This is a genomic window from Halomonas sp. PA16-9, from assembly GCF_009728585.1.
GTDB lineage: Bacteria > Pseudomonadota > Gammaproteobacteria > Pseudomonadales > Halomonadaceae > Vreelandella > Vreelandella titanicae.
In genome coordinates, this window is record NZ_CP040451.1 from 2,831,316 (window position 1) to 2,852,731 (window position 21,416).

General features: G+C 53.8%; 3 protein-coding genes, 2 tRNA genes, 3 rRNA genes and 8 pseudogenes. 4 read left to right on the forward strand and 12 right to left on the reverse strand.

Annotated elements, in window-relative coordinates; genetic code table 11:
• Positions 1-98: 98 nt before the first annotated feature.
• On the reverse strand, positions 99-788 hold the full coding sequence (locus FDY98_RS13120; protein ID WP_022523285.1) for a TetR family transcriptional regulator C-terminal domain-containing protein: 690 nt from the start codon (positions 786-788) through the stop codon (positions 99-101).
• Positions 789-1,027: 239 nt separating this feature from the next.
• Here FDY98_RS13120 and xdhA point away from each other — a divergent pair.
• The 4 genes and pseudogenes from xdhA to guaD all read left to right on the forward strand — a co-directional run bounded on the left by xdhA (position 1,028) and on the right by guaD (position 7,093).
• Positions 1,028-2,496 (forward strand): annotated as a pseudogene (xdhA, locus tag FDY98_RS13125) (xanthine dehydrogenase small subunit).
• Positions 2,480-4,902 (forward strand): annotated as a pseudogene (gene xdhB / locus FDY98_RS13130) (xanthine dehydrogenase molybdopterin binding subunit). Before xdhA ends, xdhB begins: the two co-directional pseudogenes overlap by 17 nt.
• Positions 4,899-5,777 carry a xanthine dehydrogenase accessory protein XdhC gene (xdhC, locus tag FDY98_RS13135; protein WP_027959592.1) on the forward strand — a complete coding sequence of 293 codons (879 nt, stop codon included), beginning with the start codon at positions 4,899-4,901 and terminating at the stop codon, positions 5,775-5,777. The pseudogene xdhB and the gene xdhC overlap by 4 nt, the downstream one beginning before the upstream one ends.
• 1 nt (position 5,778) lies before the next feature.
• Positions 5,779-7,093, forward strand: a pseudogene (guaD, locus tag FDY98_RS13140) (guanine deaminase).
• 257 nt (positions 7,094-7,350) lie between these two features.
• On the opposite strand, the gene rrf reads toward guaD, so the two are convergent.
• From rrf to FDY98_RS13195, 11 genes and pseudogenes are all read right to left on the reverse strand, one after another.
• Positions 7,351-7,466 (reverse strand): 5S ribosomal RNA (rrf, locus tag FDY98_RS13145).
• A gap of 152 nt (positions 7,467-7,618) precedes the next feature.
• Positions 7,619-10,508 (reverse strand): 23S ribosomal RNA (locus FDY98_RS13150).
• A gap of 265 nt (positions 10,509-10,773) precedes the next feature.
• Positions 10,774-10,849: transfer RNA gene (locus tag FDY98_RS13155), tRNA-Ala, on the reverse strand.
• Positions 10,850-10,965: 116 nt separating this feature from the next.
• Positions 10,966-11,042 (reverse strand) — tRNA-Ile (locus FDY98_RS13160).
• Positions 11,043-11,126: 84 nt separating this feature from the next.
• Positions 11,127-12,657, reverse strand: a 16S ribosomal RNA gene (locus tag FDY98_RS13165).
• The 16S, 23S and 5S rRNA genes sit together here with 2 tRNA genes alongside, the layout of an rRNA operon.
• 356 nt (positions 12,658-13,013) lie before the next feature.
• Positions 13,014-14,005 (reverse strand): annotated as a pseudogene (locus FDY98_RS13170) (adenosine deaminase).
• A gap of 27 nt (positions 14,006-14,032) precedes the next feature.
• On the reverse strand, positions 14,033-15,763 hold the full coding sequence (gene cydC, locus FDY98_RS13175; RefSeq protein WP_009286905.1) for a thiol reductant ABC exporter subunit CydC: 1,731 nt from the start codon (positions 15,761-15,763) through the stop codon (positions 14,033-14,035).
• Positions 15,760-17,431, reverse strand: a pseudogene (gene cydD, locus FDY98_RS13180) (thiol reductant ABC exporter subunit CydD). Before cydD ends, cydC begins: the two are co-directional and overlap by 4 nt.
• Positions 17,432-17,434: 3 nt before the next feature.
• Positions 17,435-18,434 (reverse strand): annotated as a pseudogene (gene cydB, locus FDY98_RS13185) (cytochrome d ubiquinol oxidase subunit II).
• Positions 18,435-18,436: 2 nt separating this feature from the next.
• A pseudogene (locus FDY98_RS13190) lies at positions 18,437-19,851 on the reverse strand (cytochrome ubiquinol oxidase subunit I).
• Between the two features lie 276 nt (positions 19,852-20,127).
• A pseudogene (locus FDY98_RS13195) lies at positions 20,128-21,104 on the reverse strand (calcium/sodium antiporter).
• Between the last annotated feature and the right edge of the window lie 312 nt (positions 21,105-21,416).

Below are 21,416 nucleotides of genomic sequence, written 5' to 3' on the forward strand. Positions count from 1 at the left end.
GCCCCGGCTGGGCAATCAGCATCAGCCGATTATGGGTAGTCAAGATGGTTTTAAGCGGATCAAGATACTGATCAATAGGCAAAGCGCTCATGTGAAGGTCACTTTTCCACACTGTGAGCGTCTGCACTGCTTTTAGGTGCAGAATTATTGGGCGCGGGTGAAGTAACGCCGCAGCCTTTTAGAATAACGTGCTCAAGAAAGCTGGAGATGGATTCAAGGTCATCCTCGGTTAACGCATCGCGGCCTAGAATACCGCTGACCTGGGCACTATATTCAGTGTAGTGCTGGGTGGCAGACCAAATCAGGAAAATAAGCCAGCGCGGATCGACAGCATCCATTTTTCCCTGGGCTGACCACTGGCGAATGATCGCGGCACGAGAGGAGACCCAATCGCGTAACTCGCCGCCCAGATAATCACTTAAGAAGGGAGCACCGGCTAAAATTTCCGCCGCAAAAAGTTTTGAGCCTTCGGGATAGCGCTGCCCCAGCACCATTTTAGTGCGAATAAAGTCACTGAGTACCGTCGCGGGATCACTATCAGGAGTAATGTCTTCAAGCACTTCGTTCCAGCGGCGCATCATGCGGTTAAGCAGTCGCACATAAAGCGCTTGCTTACTGCCCATGTAGTACAAAATATTGGCTTTGGGGAGACCGACTCGATCAGCGATCATTTGCAAGCTCGCCCCGCGGTAGCCGTGCTGAGAGAACACCTCCTCAGCGGCCACCAGAATACTTGTTTCTATTCTTTCCCGGCTAGGGCTTTCATGAGTGGCAGAGACGGCGGTCATTAACAGTATTCCCCAATAGCGTGAGTGATTGTTAGCTTGAATGTTTAATTACACATGAATGCTTAGCTGGGTGAGAAGATAGACTGGACTGCCCCAAAAGTTAGCATTTCACACCAGCTTGCCCCACTCCTGTGCAGTGAGCAAATACTTGCAAGGTAGGGCGTTTTGTCCCAAGCTCAACCTATATTGACCGATCGGTCAAAAAAATTCCGGTCTATACAATAACAGTGGAGTTCGGCATGGCAACGATGACGTTCCTGCTCAATGGTACCCCTCAGCGGTGTAACGTTTCACCCGACGCCAGTATTTTAACGCTACTGCGCGAGCATTTGGCCCTAACGGGCACCAAAGAGGGCTGCGCTTCCGGTGACTGTGGCGCCTGCACCGTGGCGATTGGCGAGTCAACGGCTGGTAGCCAAAAGTTTACCAGCGCTAACGCCTGTATTACGCCCGCTCACCAGCTACAGGGCAGGCACTTGGTCACCGTTGAAGGGTTATCGGAAAAAGGTCGCCTACACCCAGCCCAGGAAGCGATGATCGAATGCCATGGCAGTCAGTGTGGTTTTTGTACGCCAGGTATAGTTATGTCACTTTTCACCTTGCATAGCGATCTTACTCAACGCCCTACTCCCCTTTTACAAGAACTATCACCTGAACGCCTAGAAGCCGCTCTGGGCGGTAATTTGTGCCGCTGCACCGGCTATCGTCCTATCCGCGATGCGGCGCTGCGTATGAATGATACGCCCTATGAGCGCCCTCAGTGGTTCGACGCGACGTTGCCAGCGTCAGAAAGCGACACTCAGACCGCTGATTCGGCAGGAACTGCGCCATTTTTTGCTCAGCCAGCGTCTTTGGAAGAGCTAACGCAATTGCGTCGCGCAACTCCCCAGGCGCGCTTGGTGGCAGGCGGTACTGATCTTTGGTTGGAGATCACTCAGCGCTTGGCGCCGCTTGATCAGTTGATTGACGTTTCCCGGGTTGCCGAGCTATTGACGGTTGAAGAGGCTACCCATGGACATCAAACCGGCTGGTGGATAGGCGCCGGGTTACCTATACCCAGCTCGAACCGCTATTTGAAAAGCACTTTCCTGCGTTTGCTCACCTGCTGCACCGGCTTGGCTCCCAGCAAATTCGTAATCGGGGAACGCTGGGTGGCAATATCGCCAATGCCTCACCTATTGGTGATACGCCACCCGTGCTACTTGCCTTGGGAGCTCAGGTGGAACTTGCCAGCACAAACGGCAAGCGTTGCTTAGCGCTGGAGGATTTCTTCCTCGATTACAAAAAGACCGCTTTAGCGGCTGATGAAGTCGTTTCGCGGATTTTCATTCCGCAGCCGGTTGAGGACAGTCAATTACGCGTTTGGAAGTTATCCAAGCGTCGCGAAGATGATATCTCCGCGCTACTCGGTGCCTTTAGCTACCGCATTGAACAAGGCACCTTGCACGATGTACGCATCGCTTTTGGGGGAATGGCCGCTATTCCCAAGCGCGCACAAGCTGCCGAAGCTGCGCTGGAAGGGTGCACCATCAGCGTGGAAGCTTTTCGCGCCGCTCAGCAGGCACTTGATGACGACTTCCAGCCCATGAGTGATGTGCGGGGCAGTCAGCATTATCGCCGGCAAGCTGCCAAGAACCTGCTTGAACGTCTCTATCTTTCTCTCTTAGCGCCCGACCACGAGGTGATGCTCCATGCGTACGCTCACTAAACTGGACGGCGATAGCAGCCGTGCTCGCCGTGAACTACACGACCACATCCAAGGCTCAGGGCCCCTGGCACGTCATACGGTGGACAGTAATGACCAGCGACAGGCGGGAAGCGCAAGTTTTCACGAAAGTGCTGAAAAGCACGTCACCGGCAAGGCCGCTTATATTGACGACTTGGTACTCCCCGCAGATGCCCTGCATGTGGCGCTTGGCCTATCGCCCGTCGCCCACGGCACCTTAACGCAGCTTGATCTCAGCAAGGTGAAAGAGGCACCAGGGGTAGTCGATGTGATTACCTTTCATGAAGTGCCAGGGCATACCGATATCGGGCCGGTCTTTCCGGGCGATCCCATTTTTGTCGATCAAGCGATCAGCTACGCAGGCCAATGCCTCTTCGCCGTTGCCGCAACGTCGCTGCAGGCCGCACGTCGTGCCGTCAAGCTAGCCGCCATTAGCATAGACGAGCAACCTGCCAGTTTAGATCCGGTGGCCGCAACGGAGCGTGAGGAGTTTGTGCGCCCGACTCATGTGCAGACCCGTGGTGATTGGCAGCAGGCGCTTGATCAAGCGGAACAACTGATTGAGGGTGAGCTATTCGTCGGTGGCCAAGAGCACTTCTATCTGGAAGGCCAGGCCTGCGTGGTTCACCCCACCGAGGATGAGGGCGTTGTCGTCCATACCTCCAACCAGCACCCCAGCGAAACCCAGAAGCTGGTGGCGGAGGTGCTCGATATTCCTTTTCATGCCGTGACCGTAGAAGTGCGCCGTATGGGTGGTGGCTTTGGTGGCAAAGAGACTCAGGCCTCCCCCTGGGCGTGTATAGCCGCGATTATTGCCCACCGCACAGGCAAGACGGTGCGACTCCGCTTACCGCGCAGTGAAGATATGCGCGCCACGGGTAAACGCCACCCTTTCCATAACCGCTATCGACTCGCCATTGATGCTGAGGGCGTTATTCAGGGTGGTGAGATTACGGTGATCGGTGACTGCGGCTACTCGCCGGATCTTTCCGACGCTATCGTTGATCGCGCTATGTTCCACGCCGACAACACCTACTCGCTGGGGGACGCTCAGGTAGTCGGTCATCGAGCAAAAACCCATACCGCCTCTAATACCGCATTCCGGGCTTCGGTGGCCCCCAAGGGATGATGATTATCGAAGCGGCCATGGATGATATTGCCCGCCAGATTGGCGAAGATCCACTGACCGTACGTAAGCGCAACTTCTACCGCGATGGCCGCGAGGTGACCCATTACGGCCAGCAGGTCGACCAGCGACAACTCCTACATACGCTCGTTGAAACCCTCGAAAGCGACAGCGATTACTGGACACGGCGCAAAGCGGTCAGTGACTTCAACGCCACCAGCCCTATCATTAAAAAAGGACTGGCACTTACCCCGGTTAAATTTGGCATTTCGTTTACCGCCCAGCACCTTAATCAGGCGGGTGCTCTTCTGCATGTTTACACTGACGGCAGCGTGATGATCAATCACGGCGGTACCGAGATGGGCCAAGGGCTACATACTAAAATTTGTCAGGTAGTGGCTCGGGAGCTGGGCCTGGATCTGGAGAAGGTACGCATTACCGCTACGCGAACCGATAAAGTCCCCAATACCTCCCCTACCGCTGCCTCTAGCGGTGCTGACTTAAACGGTATGGCCGCGCGGGATGCCGCCAGCAAACTGCGAGAACGTCTGTTTGATTTTGCCGCCGAGCACTATTCAGAGGGCTTGGATCGCGAAGGGATGCGCCTGGAAGATGGCATGCTAGTGGCCGGGTTCAGCGAAAGCGAGCGCCGCATACCTTGGGGTGAGTTGGTGCAAACAGCCTACCTCAATCGCATATCGCTATCTGAAAAAGGCTTCTACGCCACACCGCTTATTCACTATGATCGTTCAGTTGGTCAAGGTCGGCCCTTCTACTACTACGCATTTGGCGCGGCAGTGGCAGAAGTAAGCGTGGATACCTTGAGTGGGGAGTATCAGGTCGATCGTGTCGATATCTTGCACGACGTGGGAGACTCACTAAACCCAGCCATTGATATTGGTCAGGTGGAGGGCGGTTTTATTCAAGGAATGGGCTGGTTGACCAGTGAAGAGCTTAAGTGGAACGACAAAGGCGTGCTTGTCAGCGATGGCCCGGCGACCTATAAAATCCCTACCTTTGGCGACCTACCGCCCGTCTTCAATGTCGCGCTAATGGAAGGCCATCCCAATTCGATGGCCAGTCTCTACCGTTCAAAAGCAGTCGGTGAGCCCCCTTTAATGCTCGGCATCAGTGTGTGGTCAGCGCTGCGTGATGCGCTATCCAGCCTTACTGGTTACGCCATCTCTCCTCACTTAGATACACCGGCCACACCAGAGCGGGTCATGCTGGCAGCCAACGCTATCAGGAAGAAAGTGCTGTGAGTTCTAGTCAAAACCCAGAAAGCTGGCATGCGGCGTTACACCGCCTACAGCGCGACGGCATACCGCATGTATTAGCCACTCAGGTAACCAGCGCAGGCTCCACTCCCCGGGAGCCTGGCGCACGCATGGTGATCACCAACGATGCGATCTTCGATACACTAGGTGGCGGTACCTTTGAGTGGCAAACCATTACCGCTGCACGTGCTTGTTTGACAGAAAAACGCTATGGCCTCAGTTTGGAAGCCTTCTCTTTGGGCGGACGAAGCGGCCAGTGCTGTGGTGGGTTCGTTAATATCCTATTGGAAGCCTTTCCAGGCACTACAACGCACATAGCGATCTTTGGTGCAGGGCACGTAGGGCAGCAACTGGTAAAGCTAAGTGCGCCGCTTCCCTGGCAATTACACTGGTACGATAGCCGAAGCGATGCGTTTGCCGAGCAGTACCATCAGCAGCAGCCGCGACTTAGCTGTTATTCACTCCAAGATGCACAGCAAAGTGTTGCCGCCTTACCTGCTGATAGCCACGCACTGGTATTGACGCACAACCATGACGAAGACTATGCGCTGATCAAAGCGCTGATCGCGCGCGATGACATCGCGTCGATTGGGCTAATTGGTTCTGACAGCAAATGGGCAAGCTTTGAAGGACGCCTTAAGCGCGATGGTTACTCCGCCGATCAAATTGCGCAGGTGCGATGCCCTATCGGCCACATCCACGCCACTAAGCTGAGTAATAAAACGCCCTATGCGATTGCTTTAACGGTGGTGGCTGAACTGCTTTGGCTAACGGACACGCCCTCTTCGCAAGAAAACCGTGGCCTTGACCCCCAGGCAGTGCGAACGCTAATGACCGATTCTCCGACGACCCCGAGTTGATATGACTTCTTCTACCGATACGTTCATTCGTGCTGAATTGATTAGTTTTGCCCGTGACCCTGGCGATGGCAATACACCTGAACCGGGCAGCTTAGAGCATTACGGCGACGGACTGCTCTGGTTGAAAGGCCAGCATATTCATGCCGTCGGCCATTTCACCGAACTCTCACCTTTGCTACCCAAAGGGGCTGACGTTCTTGATTATCGTGACAAGCTGATTATGCCGGGGTTTATCGATACCCATGTGCACTATGTGCAGCTGGATATCATGGCTTCTTATGGCCGCCAACTGCTTGACTGGCTAAACGACTACACCTTTCCTGAAGAGTGTCGCTTTGCTAATCATGTCCATGCTGAAGCGCTGTCTAATGCTTTTTTGGATGAAATGCTACGTGCGGGCACTACCACTGCCCAGGTATTCGGCTCTAGCCACCCCGGCTCCGTAGATGCATTTTTCACCGCCTGCCAAAAACGCCAGCTGCGCATGCTGGTGGGTAAGGTATTGATGGATCGTAATGCGCCAGAGGCGCTGATGGACGGTGCATCTGGCATTGCTGACAGCGAGCGACTGATTGAAGACTGGCACGGCAATGACCGCCTGGGCTATAGCGTCACCGCGTTTTGCGCCGACTTCAACTAAGACGCAAATGGACGCTGCCGGCGCTCTCTTACGTAATGATCCTAGCCTTTGGTTACAGACCCACTTAGCTGAAAACAGTGGCGAGTTAGACTGGGTAGCCGAACTTTTTCCTGGTAGCCGCGACTACTTGGCTGTGTATGAGGAGGCAGGCTTAGTCGGGCCCCGCAGCACCTTCGCTCATGGTATTCACCTCGATAACGGCATGCGCAAACGCTTGGCGGATCGAGGAGCCAATATTGCCTTTTGCCCCAGCTCCAATCTTTTTCTGGGTAGCGGGTTATTCGACCGCGAAGCAGCCAAACAGACGGGCATGGCATATACGTTTGCCAGCGATATCGGCGCAGGCACTGATTTATCAGGATTTGGAACGCTTAAAGCGGCCTATCAAGTGGGTCAACTAGGCGGACAGCCCCTTACCGCATGGCAGGGCTTTTATGGCTTAACCATGGGTAATGCAAAAGCTCTCTCGTTGGATAGCCACATCGGTCAGTTGGCGCCTACCCTTGAGGCTGACTTTGTGGTGATTGACACCCAGGCAACATCGCTACTCTCTCGACGAATCAATCACTGCACCACGCTTGGTGAGCGGCTGTTTGCACTCATGATGCTGGCGGACGACCGCGCTATTTATGAAACCTGGGCAGGCGGGCAGTGCCAGCATCGAAGGGATGTATAAAAGTGAGGCGTGAGGCGTGAGGCGTGAGGCGTGAGGCGTGAGGCGTGAGGCGTGAGGCGTGAGGCGTGAGGCGTGAGGCGGAACAGGATATTCTGGGCGATAGCCATTCACCAACGTTTCCTGCTCACGATTCACGACTTACCCTTTACTGCTCACCATATACTCCTCACACCTCACCGTTTACCCCTCACAACCTCCCCCTCACGCAAAAAAAAATCCCCCAAGGCATCAGCCCTGGGGGATTTTTCATAATAAGTGCCTGACGATGACCTACTCTCGCATGGGGAGACCCCACACTACCATCGGCGCTAAGCGGTTTCACTTCTGAGTTCGGCAAGGGATCAGGTGGTTCACGCGTGCTATGGTCGTCAGGCGTAACTGTTAATGTACATCATGCTGACTAGCGTTTTGCTATCTTGTGATCGTCTCATCGCCTGCGCCCTGGCGTTATGTCGCTTGGGCCACACGCTGCGTATCCGGCGTTTAATGTTCGTCATCATTACGACCAGACCCCTTGGGTGTTATAGGGTCAAGCCTCACGGGCCATTAGTACACGTTAGCTCAACGCCTTGCAGCGCTTCCACACCGTGCCTATCAACCAGCTGGTCTCGCTGGGCCCTTCAGGAGGCTCTAGGCCTCAGGGATGTCTCATCTTGAAGGGGGCTTCCCGCTTAGATGCTTTCAGCGGTTATCCCGTCCGACCATAGCTACCCGGCAATGCCACTGGCGTGACAACCGGAACACCAGAGGGTCGTCCACTCCGGTCCTCTCGTACTAGGAGCAGCCCTTCTCAAACATCCAACGCCCACGGCAGATAGGGACCGAACTGTCTCACGACGTTCTAAACCCAGCTCGCGTACCACTTTAAATGGCGAACAGCCATACCCTTGGGACCGACTTCAGCCCCAGGATGTGATGAGCCGACATCGAGGTGCCAAACACCGCCGTCGATGTGAACTCTTGGGCGGTATCAGCCTGTTATCCCCGGAGTACCTTTTATCCGTTGAGCGATGGCCCTTCCATACAGAACCACCGGATCACTAGAACCTGCTTTCGCACCTGCTCGACGTGTCTGTCTCGCAGTCAAGCACCCTTATGCTCTTGCACTCAATGCACGATGTCCGACCGTGCTGAGGGTACCTTCGTGCTCCTCCGTTACTCTTTAGGAGGAGACCGCCCCAGTCAAACTACCCACCACACACTGTCCTCGATCCGGATAACGGACCTGAGTGAGAACGCCAATGATGCCAGGCTGGTATTTCAAGGTTGGCTCCCTCCGAACTGGCGTCCAGAGTTCAAAGCCTCCCAGCTATCCTACACAGGCAACATCAGCGTCCAGTGTGAAGCTATAGTAAAGGTTCACGGGGTCTTTCCGTCTAGCCGCGGGTACACCGCATCTTCACGGCGATTTCAATTTCACTGAGTCTCGGGTGGAGACAGCGTGGCCATCATTACGCCATTCGTGCAGGTCGGAACTTACCCGACAAGGAATTTCGCTACCTTAGGACCGTTATAGTTACGGCCGCCGTTTACCGGGGCTTCAATCAAGAGCTTCGCCTTGCGGCTAACACCATCATTTAACCTTCCGGCACCGGGCAGGCGTCACACCCTATACGTCCGCTTGCGCGTTAGCAGAGTGCTGTGTTTTTAATAAACAGTTGCAGCCACCTGGTATCTTCGACCGGTTCGGGCTAGGAGAGCAAGTCTCTTCACCCTATGCCGGCGTGCCTTCTCCCGAAGTTACGGCACCATTTTGCCTAGTTCCTTCACCCGAGTTCTCTCAAGCGCCTTGGGATTCTCACCCTGACCACCTGTGTCGGTTTGGGGTACGGTCGCACATGATCTGAAGCTTAGAGGCTTTTCCTGGAAGCGTGGCATCAGTGACTTCCTGACCGTGGTCAGTTCGTCTCGTGTCTCGGCTTTAAGACCCCGGATTTACCTAAGGTCTCGGCCTACTCACTTTCACCAGGACTACCAACGCCTGGCTCACCTAGCCTTCTTCGTCCCCCCATCGCAACCATGTCCGGTACGGGAATATTGACCCGTTTCCCATCGACTACGCCTTTCGGCCTCGCCTTAGGGGCCGACTCACTCTGCTCCGATTAGCGTCGAACAGAAACCCTTGGTCTTCCGGCGAGGGAGTTTTTCACTCCCTTTATCGTTACTCATGTCAGCATTCGCACTCGTGATACCTCCAGCGAACTTCTCAATTCACCTTCATTGGCTTACACGACGCTCCTCTACCGCTCATTCCTAAGAATGAACCCGTAGCTTCGGTACCTGGTTTAGCCCCGTTACATCTTCCGCGCAGGCCGACTCGACTAGTGAGCTATTACGCTTTCTTTAAAGGATGGCTGCTTCTAAGCCAACCTCCTAGCTGTCTGAGCCTTCCCACATCGTTTCCCACTTAACCAGGATTTCGGGACCTTAGCTGACGGTCTGGGTTGTTTCCCTTTTCACGACGGACGTTAGCACCCGCCGTGTGTCTCCCACGCTCTACTCACCGGTATTCGGAGTTTGCCTCGGGTTGGTAAGTCGGGATGACCCCCTAGCCGAAACAGTGCTCTACCCCCGGCGGTACTACGTGAGGCGCTACCTAAATAGCTTTCGAGGAGAACCAGCTATCTCCGAGCTTGATTAGCCTTTCACTCCGATCCACAAGTCATCCAAATCTTTTTCAACAGATCCTGGTTCGGGCCTCCAATTGATGTTACTCAATCTTCACCCTGCTCATGGATAGATCGCTCGGTTTCGGGTCTATATCCAGCGACTGTGTCGCCCAGTTAAGACTCGGTTTCCCTACGGCTCCCCTATACGGTTAACCTCGCCACTGAATATAAGTCGCTGACCCATTATACAAAAGGTACGCAGTCACAGAACAAGTCTGCTCCTACTGCTTGTACGCACACGGTTTCAGGATCTATTTCACTCCCCTCTCCGGGGTTCTTTTCGCCTTTCCCTCACGGTACTGGTTCACTATCGGTCAGCCAGGAGTATTTAGCCTTGGAGGATGGTCCCCCCGTCTTCAGTCAAGGTTTCTCGTGCCCCGACCTACTCGATTTCACATGATCAGATTTTCGACTACGGGGCTATCACCCGCTACGGCCACGCTTCCCAGCGTGTTCGCCTAATCAGTCTCATGCTTAAGGGCTGGTCCCCGTTCGCTCGCCGCTACTAGGGGAATCTCGGTTGATTTCTTTTCCTCAGGGTACTTAGATGTTTCAGTTCCCCTGGTTCGCCTCGTACACCTATGTATTCAGTGCACGATACTCATCTTATGATGAGTGGGTTTCCCCATTCAGAAATGCCCGGGTCACAGGTTGTTGCCACCTCACCGAGCCTTATCGCAGGCTACCACGTCTTTCATCGCCTCTGGCTGCCTAGGCATCCACCGTGTGCGCTTCATTGCTTGACCCTATAACCCGAAGGAGTCTGGATCTCGCAATGATCACGTTTCATTTTGCCGGATACGCTTGAGACGTATCACAATTTAAGACCACTTCTTGCGAAGTGTTCTTGTCAGCATGATATACATTGTTAAAGAGCAGCTGTTCAATGAACAGTGATAAGCGGCATTCTGTAGCTATAACAACACTTATAGCGACTACAGCGCAGCGACTTATCAATGGTCACGAAACATTCACAAACGGTATTGAAGATTAAACAGGGTAGTAACGTAATGGTGGAGCCAAGCGGGATCGAACCGCTGACCTCCTGCGTGCAAGGCAGGCGCTCTCCCAGCTGAGCTATGGCCCCATCTAGTCACTCTTAGTCACACTCACCTCTGGCCAACTTTATTTAGCGCAAGGCATTTTATGACGACGCATAGCCTGCTATGCGAGTTATAAAATAACGCAGCGATAGATAAAATTTGGTGGGTCTGGGCAGACTTGAACTGCCGACCTCACCCTTATCAGGGGTGCGCTCTAACCAACTGAGCTACAGACCCAAGAGGGGATCGTGCTTTTACCGTTTGCTCTATATCTGATCAGGTAATTCATTGTGGACGCTTACTAACGCGTGACGCATCGTTTAAGGAGGTGATCCAGCCGCAGGTTCCCCTACGGCTACCTTGTTACGACTTCACCCCAGTCATGAACCACACCGTGGTGATCGCCCTCTTGCGTTAGGCTAACCACTTCTGGTGCAGTCCACTCCCATGGTGTGACGGGCGGTGTGTACAAGGCCCGGGAACGTATTCACCGTGACATTCTGATTCACGATTACTAGCGATTCCGACTTCACGGAGTCGAGTTGCAGACTCCGATCCGGACTGAGACCGGCTTTAAGGGATTCGCTGACTCTCGCGAGCTCGCAGCCCTTTGTACCGGCCATTGTAGCACGTGTGTAGCCCTACCCGTAAGGGCCATGATGACTTGACGTCGTCCCCACCTTCCTCCGGTTTGTCACCGGCAGTCTCCTTAGAGTTCCCCATTACGTGCTGGCAAATAAGGACAAGGGTTGCGCTCGTTACGGGACTTAACCCAACATTTCACAACACGAGCTGACGACAGCCATGCAGCACCTGTCTTACAGTTCCCGAAGGCACACCAGAATCTCTTCCGGCTTCTGTAGATGTCAAGGGTAGGTAAGGTTCTTCGCGTTGCATCGAATTAAACCACATGCTCCACCGCTTGTGCGGGCCCCCGTCAATTCATTTGAGTTTTAACCTTGCGGCCGTACTCCCCAGGCGGTCGACTTATCGCGTTAACTTCGCCACAAAGTGCTCTAGGCACCCAACGGCTGGTCGACATCGTTTACGGCGTGGACTACCAGGGTATCTAATCCTGTTTGCTACCCACGCTTTCGCACCTCAGTGTCAGTGTCAGTCCAGAAGGCCGCCTTCGCCACTGGTATTCCTCCCGATCTCTACGCATTTCACCGCTACACCGGGAATTCTACCTTCCTCTCCTGCACTCTAGCCTGACAGTTCCGGATGCCGTTCCCAGGTTGAGCCCGGGGCTTTCACAACCGGCTTATCAAGCCACCTACGCGCGCTTTACGCCCAGTAATTCCGATTAACGCTTGCACCCTCCGTATTACCGCGGCTGCTGGCACGGAGTTAGCCGGTGCTTCTTCTGCGAGTGATGTCTTTCCTACCGGGTATTAACCGATAGGCGTTCTTCCTCGCTGAAAGTGCTTTACAACCCGAGGGCCTTCTTCACACACGCGGCATGGCTGGATCAGGGTTGCCCCCATTGTCCAATATTCCCCACTGCTGCCTCCCGTAGGAGTTCGGGCCGTGTCTCAGTCCCGATGTGGCTGATCATCCTCTCAGACCAGCTACGGATCGTTGCCTTGGTAAGCCATTACCTTACCAACTAGCTAATCCGACATAGGCTCATCCAATAGCGGGAGCCGGAGCCCCCTTTCTCCCGTAGGACGTATGCGGTATTAGCCTGGGTTTCCCCAGGTTATCCCCCACTATCGGGCAGATTCCTATGCATTACTCACCCGTCCGCCGCTCGTCAGCGGGTAGCAAGCTACCCCTGTTACCGCTCGACTTGCATGTGTTAGGCCTGCCGCCAGCGTTCAATCTGAGCCATGATCAAACTCTTCAGTTTAAGATCTATGCGGTTCTTACCTGCCACCCGAAAGCGACAGAAGCGAACCAAACTTGGCTCAAGGTTCAAACGAATTCATTCAAAACAGATCCCAAAGGACGAATCCTTTAAAACCTTATTGCTTGAGTCGCTTGCCTTGATATTTGGTGATTTGTCACCAACATCAGCAAGCGCCCACATGAATTACCTGATCAAATTGTTAAAGAGCTAGTCGATGAGGCCGTGCCCCGTTGACGTGTGCGTATACTACCCGATTCACCGCCAGGGTCAACAGCGATTTGAATATTTATGAGTAAAAACCTAGCACTGCATCTGATTAAAACAGCGCCTAGTCTGTGTGACTAGGCGCTGTAATGCTATACCCCAGCTAAACGAGCGAGAAGTTCTTCGCGTCGGCCTGGGCTAGTAAAGGCTTCCTCAATGGCGTTGCGGGTTATCTGACGAAAACCGCCTCATCCCAGTCAAACGCATCGGCGCAAGCAATGTGATTGGTCAACATACCGCCACCAAAATAGGCGGGGTCATCCGAACTAATGGTTACTTTGAGCCCTTCAGCCAAAAGCTTGGGCAGCGGATGATCACGCAAATCCTCTACTACCTTTAAGCTGACGTTTGAAAGTGGGCAAACCGTTAGAACAATCTGTTCACTGCGCAAACGCTCAACTAGCACATCACTTTCTAAACAGCGCACCCCGTGATCAATGCGCTGAACATCAAGGATATCCAGGGCTTCTTTAATATAGTCTGCGGGGCCTTCCTCCCCGGCATGGGCCACGCGCACAAGCCCAAGCTGCTTAGCGCGCTTAAACACCTCAACAAATTTTACCGGTGGGTTGTTTTGTTCAGCGCTATCCAGACCGATGGCATCTAGCATTTTCCAATAGGGAGCGGCTTGCTCAAGTACATGCAACGCCTCCTCTGCGGGACGGTCGCGGAGAAAAGCCATAATCATGCCGATAGAGAGGTCGAGGTTATCCTCTGCCTCCTGCTTAGCTTTTAATAGCCCAGCCATTACCACTTCAAGCGGCACACCACGCTGTAGGTGCGCCTGGGGGTCAAAGTGCATGTCGATATGCACAACACCCTCCTCCCGCGCGCGCTTGAAATAATCCATCGCCAGGTCGTAAAAATCTTCCTCGTTACGCAGCACGCTCATGCCCTGAAAATAGAGATTCAGGAACCCCTGCAGATCATTGAAGTGGTAAGCATCTTTGGCTTCTTGAACTGTCGTATAGGGCAGCTCAATCCCATTACGCTGTGCTAGTGCAAACATTAGCTCTGGTTCCAGCGAGCCTTCGATATGCAAATGGAGCTCTACTTTAGGAAGATTGCGTAAAAATTCGTGCATGGAGGGCTCCTGGCTATCTCTTATCAATTAATCAATATCGCTCATTACCGATTCTTTAAGTGCGAACTGGCTAAGTCTACCGGCATCTAAATGCCAGTGGTACTCGACCCCAGGCAATGGGTTCAGTGAACCAACTTGATGGACAAAGAATATAACCGTTCGATTAAGCAGCCATTGATCCAGGGAAGCCGCAAGGTGGTTTGCCGTCACCGCATCAACGCCTGCAAATGGCTCGTCAAGAATCACCACTTGAGGACTGCAAAGCATTAGCCGTGCTAATGCCAAACGCCGACCTTGACCACCCGATAGCTGCTGGCCTTTTTCGCCCACCGACGTGGCTAAGCCTTTCGGCAGTTGCTCAACCCAACCATCCAAGGCAACGGCCTTCAATACCTCCCAGAGGTTTTCATCGCTTGCGGTGGGGTTGGCAATACGCAGGTTCTCAGCAATAGAGGCATCAAACAGATCCACCTGCTGAGTGAGCATAGCAAAGTGATTAGCACGGCTTTCGACCGAGAGCTGCCACACTGGCACGCCACCCACCATCGCCTCACCCTGAGTTGCTTGTAAGCGTCCCATCAACACACTGGCTAAAGACGATTTTCCGGCACCAGAATTGCCGGTAATCACCGCTCGCTTTCCAGCGGGTAGTTGAAAATTAATACACCTTAGCGCGGGCTCTAATGTTTGCGCATAGCGCAGAGAGAGCTGATTAACCTGAACGCTGAGATCAACATCTTCAGGTAGCGTAACAACAGGGGCAGCCGACGATGAATCGCTGGTTAGCGCATTTAACCGACGCACCGCTGCATAGCTAGCGCCCAGCTTGATAAAGCTAGCAGGTAGTGCGATAAACGCCTCATTCACCCCCAGCACTATCAATGCAACCATCACCAAAACAGGGCCCGTGACCAGCTGCTGGCTAAATACCAGGCTAGCGAACCACATAACTGCCACTACCATTAATCCGCTTATGACACTCACCAGGCAGTTTATTAGCGCCGCTTTACGCCCCAAGCGGCGCTGATTGCCGAACGCTTGCTGCTCTTGAGTCGCGATCATCGTCCGGTGCCACTGGGTCGTTTGATAGCTCATCAACTCGGCCGAGGCCTGTACTTGGTCGACCACTAGGCGGCGCAACGACTGCTGGTCAACCACCTGCTGATAGCTTTGCGAAAATCCCCAGGCAGCCGCTAACAAGGTCGCTACCAGCCAGAGCAAGCCCAGCGTCACCGCCATCAGCACGGCAATGCTGGGTAACCAAATAGCCACAAAAAGCGACACAGCCAATACACCAAGCAGCGCCACCAATGGTGGCACCAAGAGTCGCAGATAAAAATTATCCAGGGTGTCGATATCAGCCGTTAAACGGCTCAGCCAGTCGCTGGCACGCTCACCCTGCAAGCGAGCGTCGTCGAAGCGTGTTAAATGGCCGAATACCCGATAACGCAAGTCGGCAAGCAGCGTTAACACCGTATTATGGTTATACAGACGCTCAACATAGCGCGCGATAGTGCGCGCCAAGGCGAAGAAACGAATGCCACCACCGGGAACATAAACATCGAGCCGCGCAGGAATACCCAGCGCTAAAGCGATACCGGTCAAAGCACTAGCGGTAATAAACCAACCCGACAACCCCAGCAGCGCAAGCCCGGCCATCAGGGTGACCCAAACCAGCAAGGCGCCCACCAAAAAGCGCCTGCGGCGGCGCACTAAGAGCAGCAGCCAAGGGCGGAAGTCACGGTAAATAGCCATCATGAGTCCACCTCTACCAGTTCACCCTGTTCAAAAGCCAGATGGCGTTGAGCGGCGGCGATCACGGCCGGATGGTGGGTCGCTATGACCAGGGTGCGCCCCTCTTGGGCAAGCTCAAGCAAAGCAGCCATCACGAACTGCTCTGTCTCTTGATCTAAACTCGCCGTCGGCTCATCTAACAGCACCAACGGCGCATTGCTAAGATACACTCGCGCGAGGGCAAGGCGTTGAGCTTGGCCACCCGATAACCCTACCCCACGCTCGCCGATTAACGTATCCAGACCCTCGGGTAGCTGAGTTAACAGAGGCCCAAAACCAGCGCGATGGAGTGCGGCAAGCATTTCTCCACGGGAAGCTTCGGGCGCCGCCAACCGTAGGTTATCGATCAAACTGCCGTGCAAGAGACAGGGCTGCTGATCCAGCCAGGCATAGCGGCTACTTTCTTGTCGAAGGTACTTGCCAGCGCTTGGGGCGATAAAGCCCGCGAGCAGCGCTAACAGCGTTGACTTGCCGCTACCGGAGACACCGCTAAGCACCACTACCTCACCCTGCTGAATGGTGAGATCGATAGGGCCTATCACTTGCCCACGGCTAGGATAAGCAACGCAAGCAGCCTTTAACTCAATGGCCGACCTATCTGACCGCGGAGCCATATAGTGATGCCCACTCACCAAACTTGGCTGATTGAGGATATTCACCACGCTCTCGGCGGCACCGAGTGCCGCCGCGCGATCATGGTAATGCTGAGAAAGCGTACGCAGCGGTTGGAAAAATTCAGGCGCGAGCAGTAACACCGCTAAGCCCGAAAAAAGCGTCAACGATGCTGCCGGCCCGTACTCGATGTAGCCCAGCAGGCCGAAACCGACATACATAGCCACAACCGCAATCGCGACCGAGGAAAAAACTCCAGCACCGCTGATGAGAGAAAAGCTAACCGAAGGGTACGCATGCTAAGACGCCGATAACCATCCGTGGCATACCAAACATCCTGCTGTGCGGCTGACGTACGGCCAAAAAGCTGCAGTGTGGTCATACCGCGCACACGGTCAATAAAATGCGCTGACAATCGCGATACCGCAACGAACTGGTCGCGATTAAGGCGCTCAGCTCCCATGCCAACCAATGCCATAAAAAGTGGAATAAGCGGTGCAGAAAGCAGCAGGAACAGCGCCACCAGATAATCCAGCCAACCCGCCACCGCCAGAATCAATAGCGGCAAACAGAACGTAATGCGCAGTTGAGGGTAAAAACGCGCAAAATAACCTTCCAGCGCATCTATATGCTCAACCGCCTGATTTGCCAGCGAGCCGCTATGCTGATTGGTAAGCCACACCGGGCCCAAGGCAGACAGTTTATCCAACAGCTGAGCTCTGGCACGCTGTCGAATTCGCAGGCTCGCCTCCAGGCTTAATGTTTCATGCCCCACTGAAAGGCAGCGCGTAACAGCACACTGCCCACCAGAAGGGAAAATATCGGTAATAGAGAAATGGGTGATCGATGATGCACCACTAGCTGATCAATAAGCCACGCAAGCCCAACCACCACGACTATCGTTTGACTACCTGCCAACACGCCACAAAGCGCTGAACCAAGCAGGCGTTTACGCTCTCCCTTAGCCAACGCTTGCAGCCAACTGCGCGGCGTAAGAGAAAGCGTGTCTTCAGTTACCATGAATCAGTGGTATCCCTCGCCTACACGTACCTTGCCGCGGAACACCCAATAGGTCCAGGCGGTATAGGTCAATATAATCGGGATAACGAATACCATACCTACCAGCAGGAACAGCTGTGACTCCGGCGAAGAAGCCGCATCCCACAGCGTATAATCCGGCGGCACGATCACCGGCCATTTACTGACGATCAGGCCTAAATAGGTGAAGACATAAATGCCGATAGTGGCCAGGAAAGGCACCCCTTCACGCCGTTTTTGCACCGAACGGAAAACCACAAAAGCGCAAGCCAAGGCAGCAAATGGGAAAACCCAAATCAGTTGAATATTGCCGAACCAGCGCTCCCAGACCAAAGGATTCACAAACGGCGTCCAGAGGCTAATCACCGCAAAAACAAACAGCACCAGTGCCAGCAGCAGTGGAGTGATTTTATAGGCCCAATCCTGCACATGCCCCTCTGATTTCAGTATTAGCCAAGTTGCTCCTAACAGCGCGTAGCCTGCCATCAAGCCAAGCCCCGTTAGTACCGAGAAAGGCGTTAGCCAGTCAAAGGCACCGCCCACATAGGCAAAATCTTCAACCGGAAAGCCCTGGATATAGGCTCCTACCACGGCACCTTGCGCAAAGGCGGCAACCGCCGACCCCCAGCAAAAAGCGCGGTTCCACCAGCGGCGGTTACGGCGAGATTTAAAGCGAAACTCAAAGGCCACGCCACGGAAGATCAAGCCTGCTAACATTAAGAAAACGCCGATGTAAAGCGCAGGCAAGAACACCGAGTAGACCAGTGGGAAAGCGCCTAATAGCCCAGCCCGCCGAGCACTAGCCATGTTTCATTGCCGTCCCAAATTGGCGCCACCGAATTCATCATCACATCCCGGGCATCTTCATCGGGAGCAAAGGGGTAGAGAATACCCAACCCCAAATCAAACCCATCCATAAGCACATACATCATGATGCCGAAACGATGATGAAGGCCCAAACTAACGTTAGATCAAACATTTCCATGTCTAGCTCCTCACCGGGTCAACGTCATCGTCAAAAGGTGTATGCGCCGCCGACATAGGCCGCATGGGGCGCTTGAAGTTCTCGTCGGTGGTTTCGCGTTCCTCTTCCGGCAGCATGCCGTTACGCACCACACGGGTGAGGTAATAAATGCCCGCGTAAAACACCACGCCGTAGACCAAGGCATAGCCAATCAGCGTAAACAGCGCCATAGGGCCGGTGAGCGACGGGGTTAAGCCCTCGGCATGGGTCATCATGCCGTACACCAACCAAGGAGAACGGCCTGACTCTGTGACGATCCAGCCCGCCAAAACAGCCACAAACGGCATGGGAATCATTGCCGTCAGGCCTTTTAAGAATAGACGTTTGTCATAGATACGCCCTTTGCGGCGCAACACCAGCCCCGTCAGCGCCACCGCAATCATTAGCAGACCAATCCCTACCATAACTCGGAAGCCCCAGAAGACGATCAGCACTGGCGGCTGCTCTTCAGGCGCCGCTTCATTAATCCCCGGCACCTCCCCATCAACAGAGTGAGTCAAGATAATGCTGGCCAAGTTCGGAATAGCCAGCTCAAAGTGGTTGGTTTGTGCTTCCTGGTCAGGAATGGCAAACAGCAGCAGCGGCACATTGCCAGAGGTTTCCCAGTGCCCTTCCATGGCAGCCACTTTAGTCGGCTGGTGCTCCAGGGTGTTTATGCCATGAAAATCGCCGATGACGGCCTGAGTCGGTGCCAAAAAAAGCAGCAGCCAGAGGCACATAGAGAGAGCTCGGCGATTCGCTTCCGGGTCTCGATCGCGCAACAGAAACCAAGCACTCACCCCAGCGACAACGAAGCCACCGGTCAAGAATGAGGCAACGGCCATATGCATAAAGCGGTAAGGAAACGACGGATTAAAGATCGCCTCGCTCCAGGAGGTCACGTGGAAGCGGAAGTCAACTAACTCTACGCCCGCAGGGGTATGCAACCAGCTGTTAGCGGATAGAATCCAGAAAGAAGAAATAAAGGTGCCCACCGCCACCATAATGGCAGCAAATAAATGAACCCCTTGAGGCACCTTACGCGGCCGAATAGCAGGACGCCCAGGAAGGCTGCCTCTAAGAAGAACGCGGTGACAACTTCATAGCTGAGCATGGGGCCGAGGAAATTCGAAGAGGCCTGGGAAAAGTTGCTCCAGTTAGTGCCAAACTGGAATGACATAACGATGCCTGACACCACCCCCATCCCAAAGACAACGGCAAACACCTTTGTCCAGAATAGCGAGAGACGATCCCATGCAGGGTTCTTCGTTGTGAAGAACAGACCATGGAGCAGCGCAATATAAGACGCTAGACCAATCGTAAATACGGGGAAGATAGCGTGAAACGACACAACGAATGCAAATTGCAATCGCGATAAAACCAGCGGATCAAGTTCCATTTCACTCTCCTAAGACCTGAATCGATATCCCATCAATGGGCTAACACAAGCTTAGTTGAGCCTTTATGGCAGTGCACTTTTAGTTATAAGCACTAAGCTTATTTCTTTACGCTAGTTTTTTACACTACTTATTCCTGCGTTACTTTGCTTCACGCAACTTAGCTTCCGTCACTAGCGCCCCTCTTGGACAGCCATTGTATTACAGTAGCCGGATGTCTAAGATGGGTCGCATTGACGCACCAATTACCCTTGCGGTGCGGTATGGCAAAGTAGGCACTATCGCGACATAATAACGACGCTGACCATATAGCTGGTGTACGCGACAAACAGCGCCAGCAGAATCCCCCCCTCCAAGCGATTAATGCGCCGCGGACGACCACGCCAAGAAACGCAAACAGGATCATCAGCAGCGTCATACCGGTCATCACGCTCCAGTCGCGCACGAGCACCTCTCGCCCCGCCTCAATCGGCGCAATGACACCGGCGAGGCCGACCACCGCCAAGCTATTAAACAGGTTAGACCCAACCACGTTGCCTAGCACCATATCGTGCTCTTTTCGACGCAGGGCAGTAATCGAGGAAGCAAGCTCAGGGAGCGACGTCCCGATGGCGACTACGGTCAAACCAATAATCAAATCGCTCACACCAAAGCGCAGTGCAATTTCAACGGCTCCCCACACCAGAAGCCGCGAACTAGCGATAAGCAGCACCAACCCCACCAGCGTCCACATGATGGCTTTACCGCGAGACATCGGCTTGCTATCCAGGGTTTCAGCGACCTCAGACACCAGCGCATCGTCGGACTGATTGCGAGAACGCAGAATGCTCACAACGATAAAGACAACCAATGCCAGCAACAGGCCAACGGCCTCCCAACGCGCGACGAATCCATCCAGCAGCATTAGGCCCGTTGCTAACATGACCAGCATCAATATCGGCATCTCTTTACGGATAACGCTAGAGTGCACCGACAGTGGTGCAACAAGGGCTACCAAGCCGAGAATTAAACCGATATTGGCAATATTTGAGCCATAAGCATTCCCCACCGCCAAACCTGGGTTTCCATCCAGCGCCGCCAGCACGGATACCATCATTTCCGGCGCCGAAGTACCAAACCCAATCACCAGCATACCGATCAATAGGGGTGACAAACCAAGCCAACGAGAGGTTGCCGCCGCGCCGTCGATAAATTTCTCAGCGCTCCAAACCAGTAAGATCAATCCAACTACAACTGCTAATGTGGGAAGCAACATTTCATTTCCTTCATGACATAATGATCGGTACTGTTTTATAGGTTGTGCTTCTGAGCAACACTTCATTGCAACGGCAGTAAGATGCTATTACTAGCAATGCCTGCCACTATATGGCGACACTAGCACGTAAACCTGACGCGGAAGTACGCGGCCAATCAGGTCGAATCTAACTGTTCGCCATTGCGCCGCAGCATCGTTGTCTAAACTAACCCATTGGTCAAGCGGCCAGACTATGTTTTTAAACATTATTTCAGTGACATAGACTTGCTAAAATGCGTGTTTGACATGCTTAATCCGCCACATCCTAGTAGT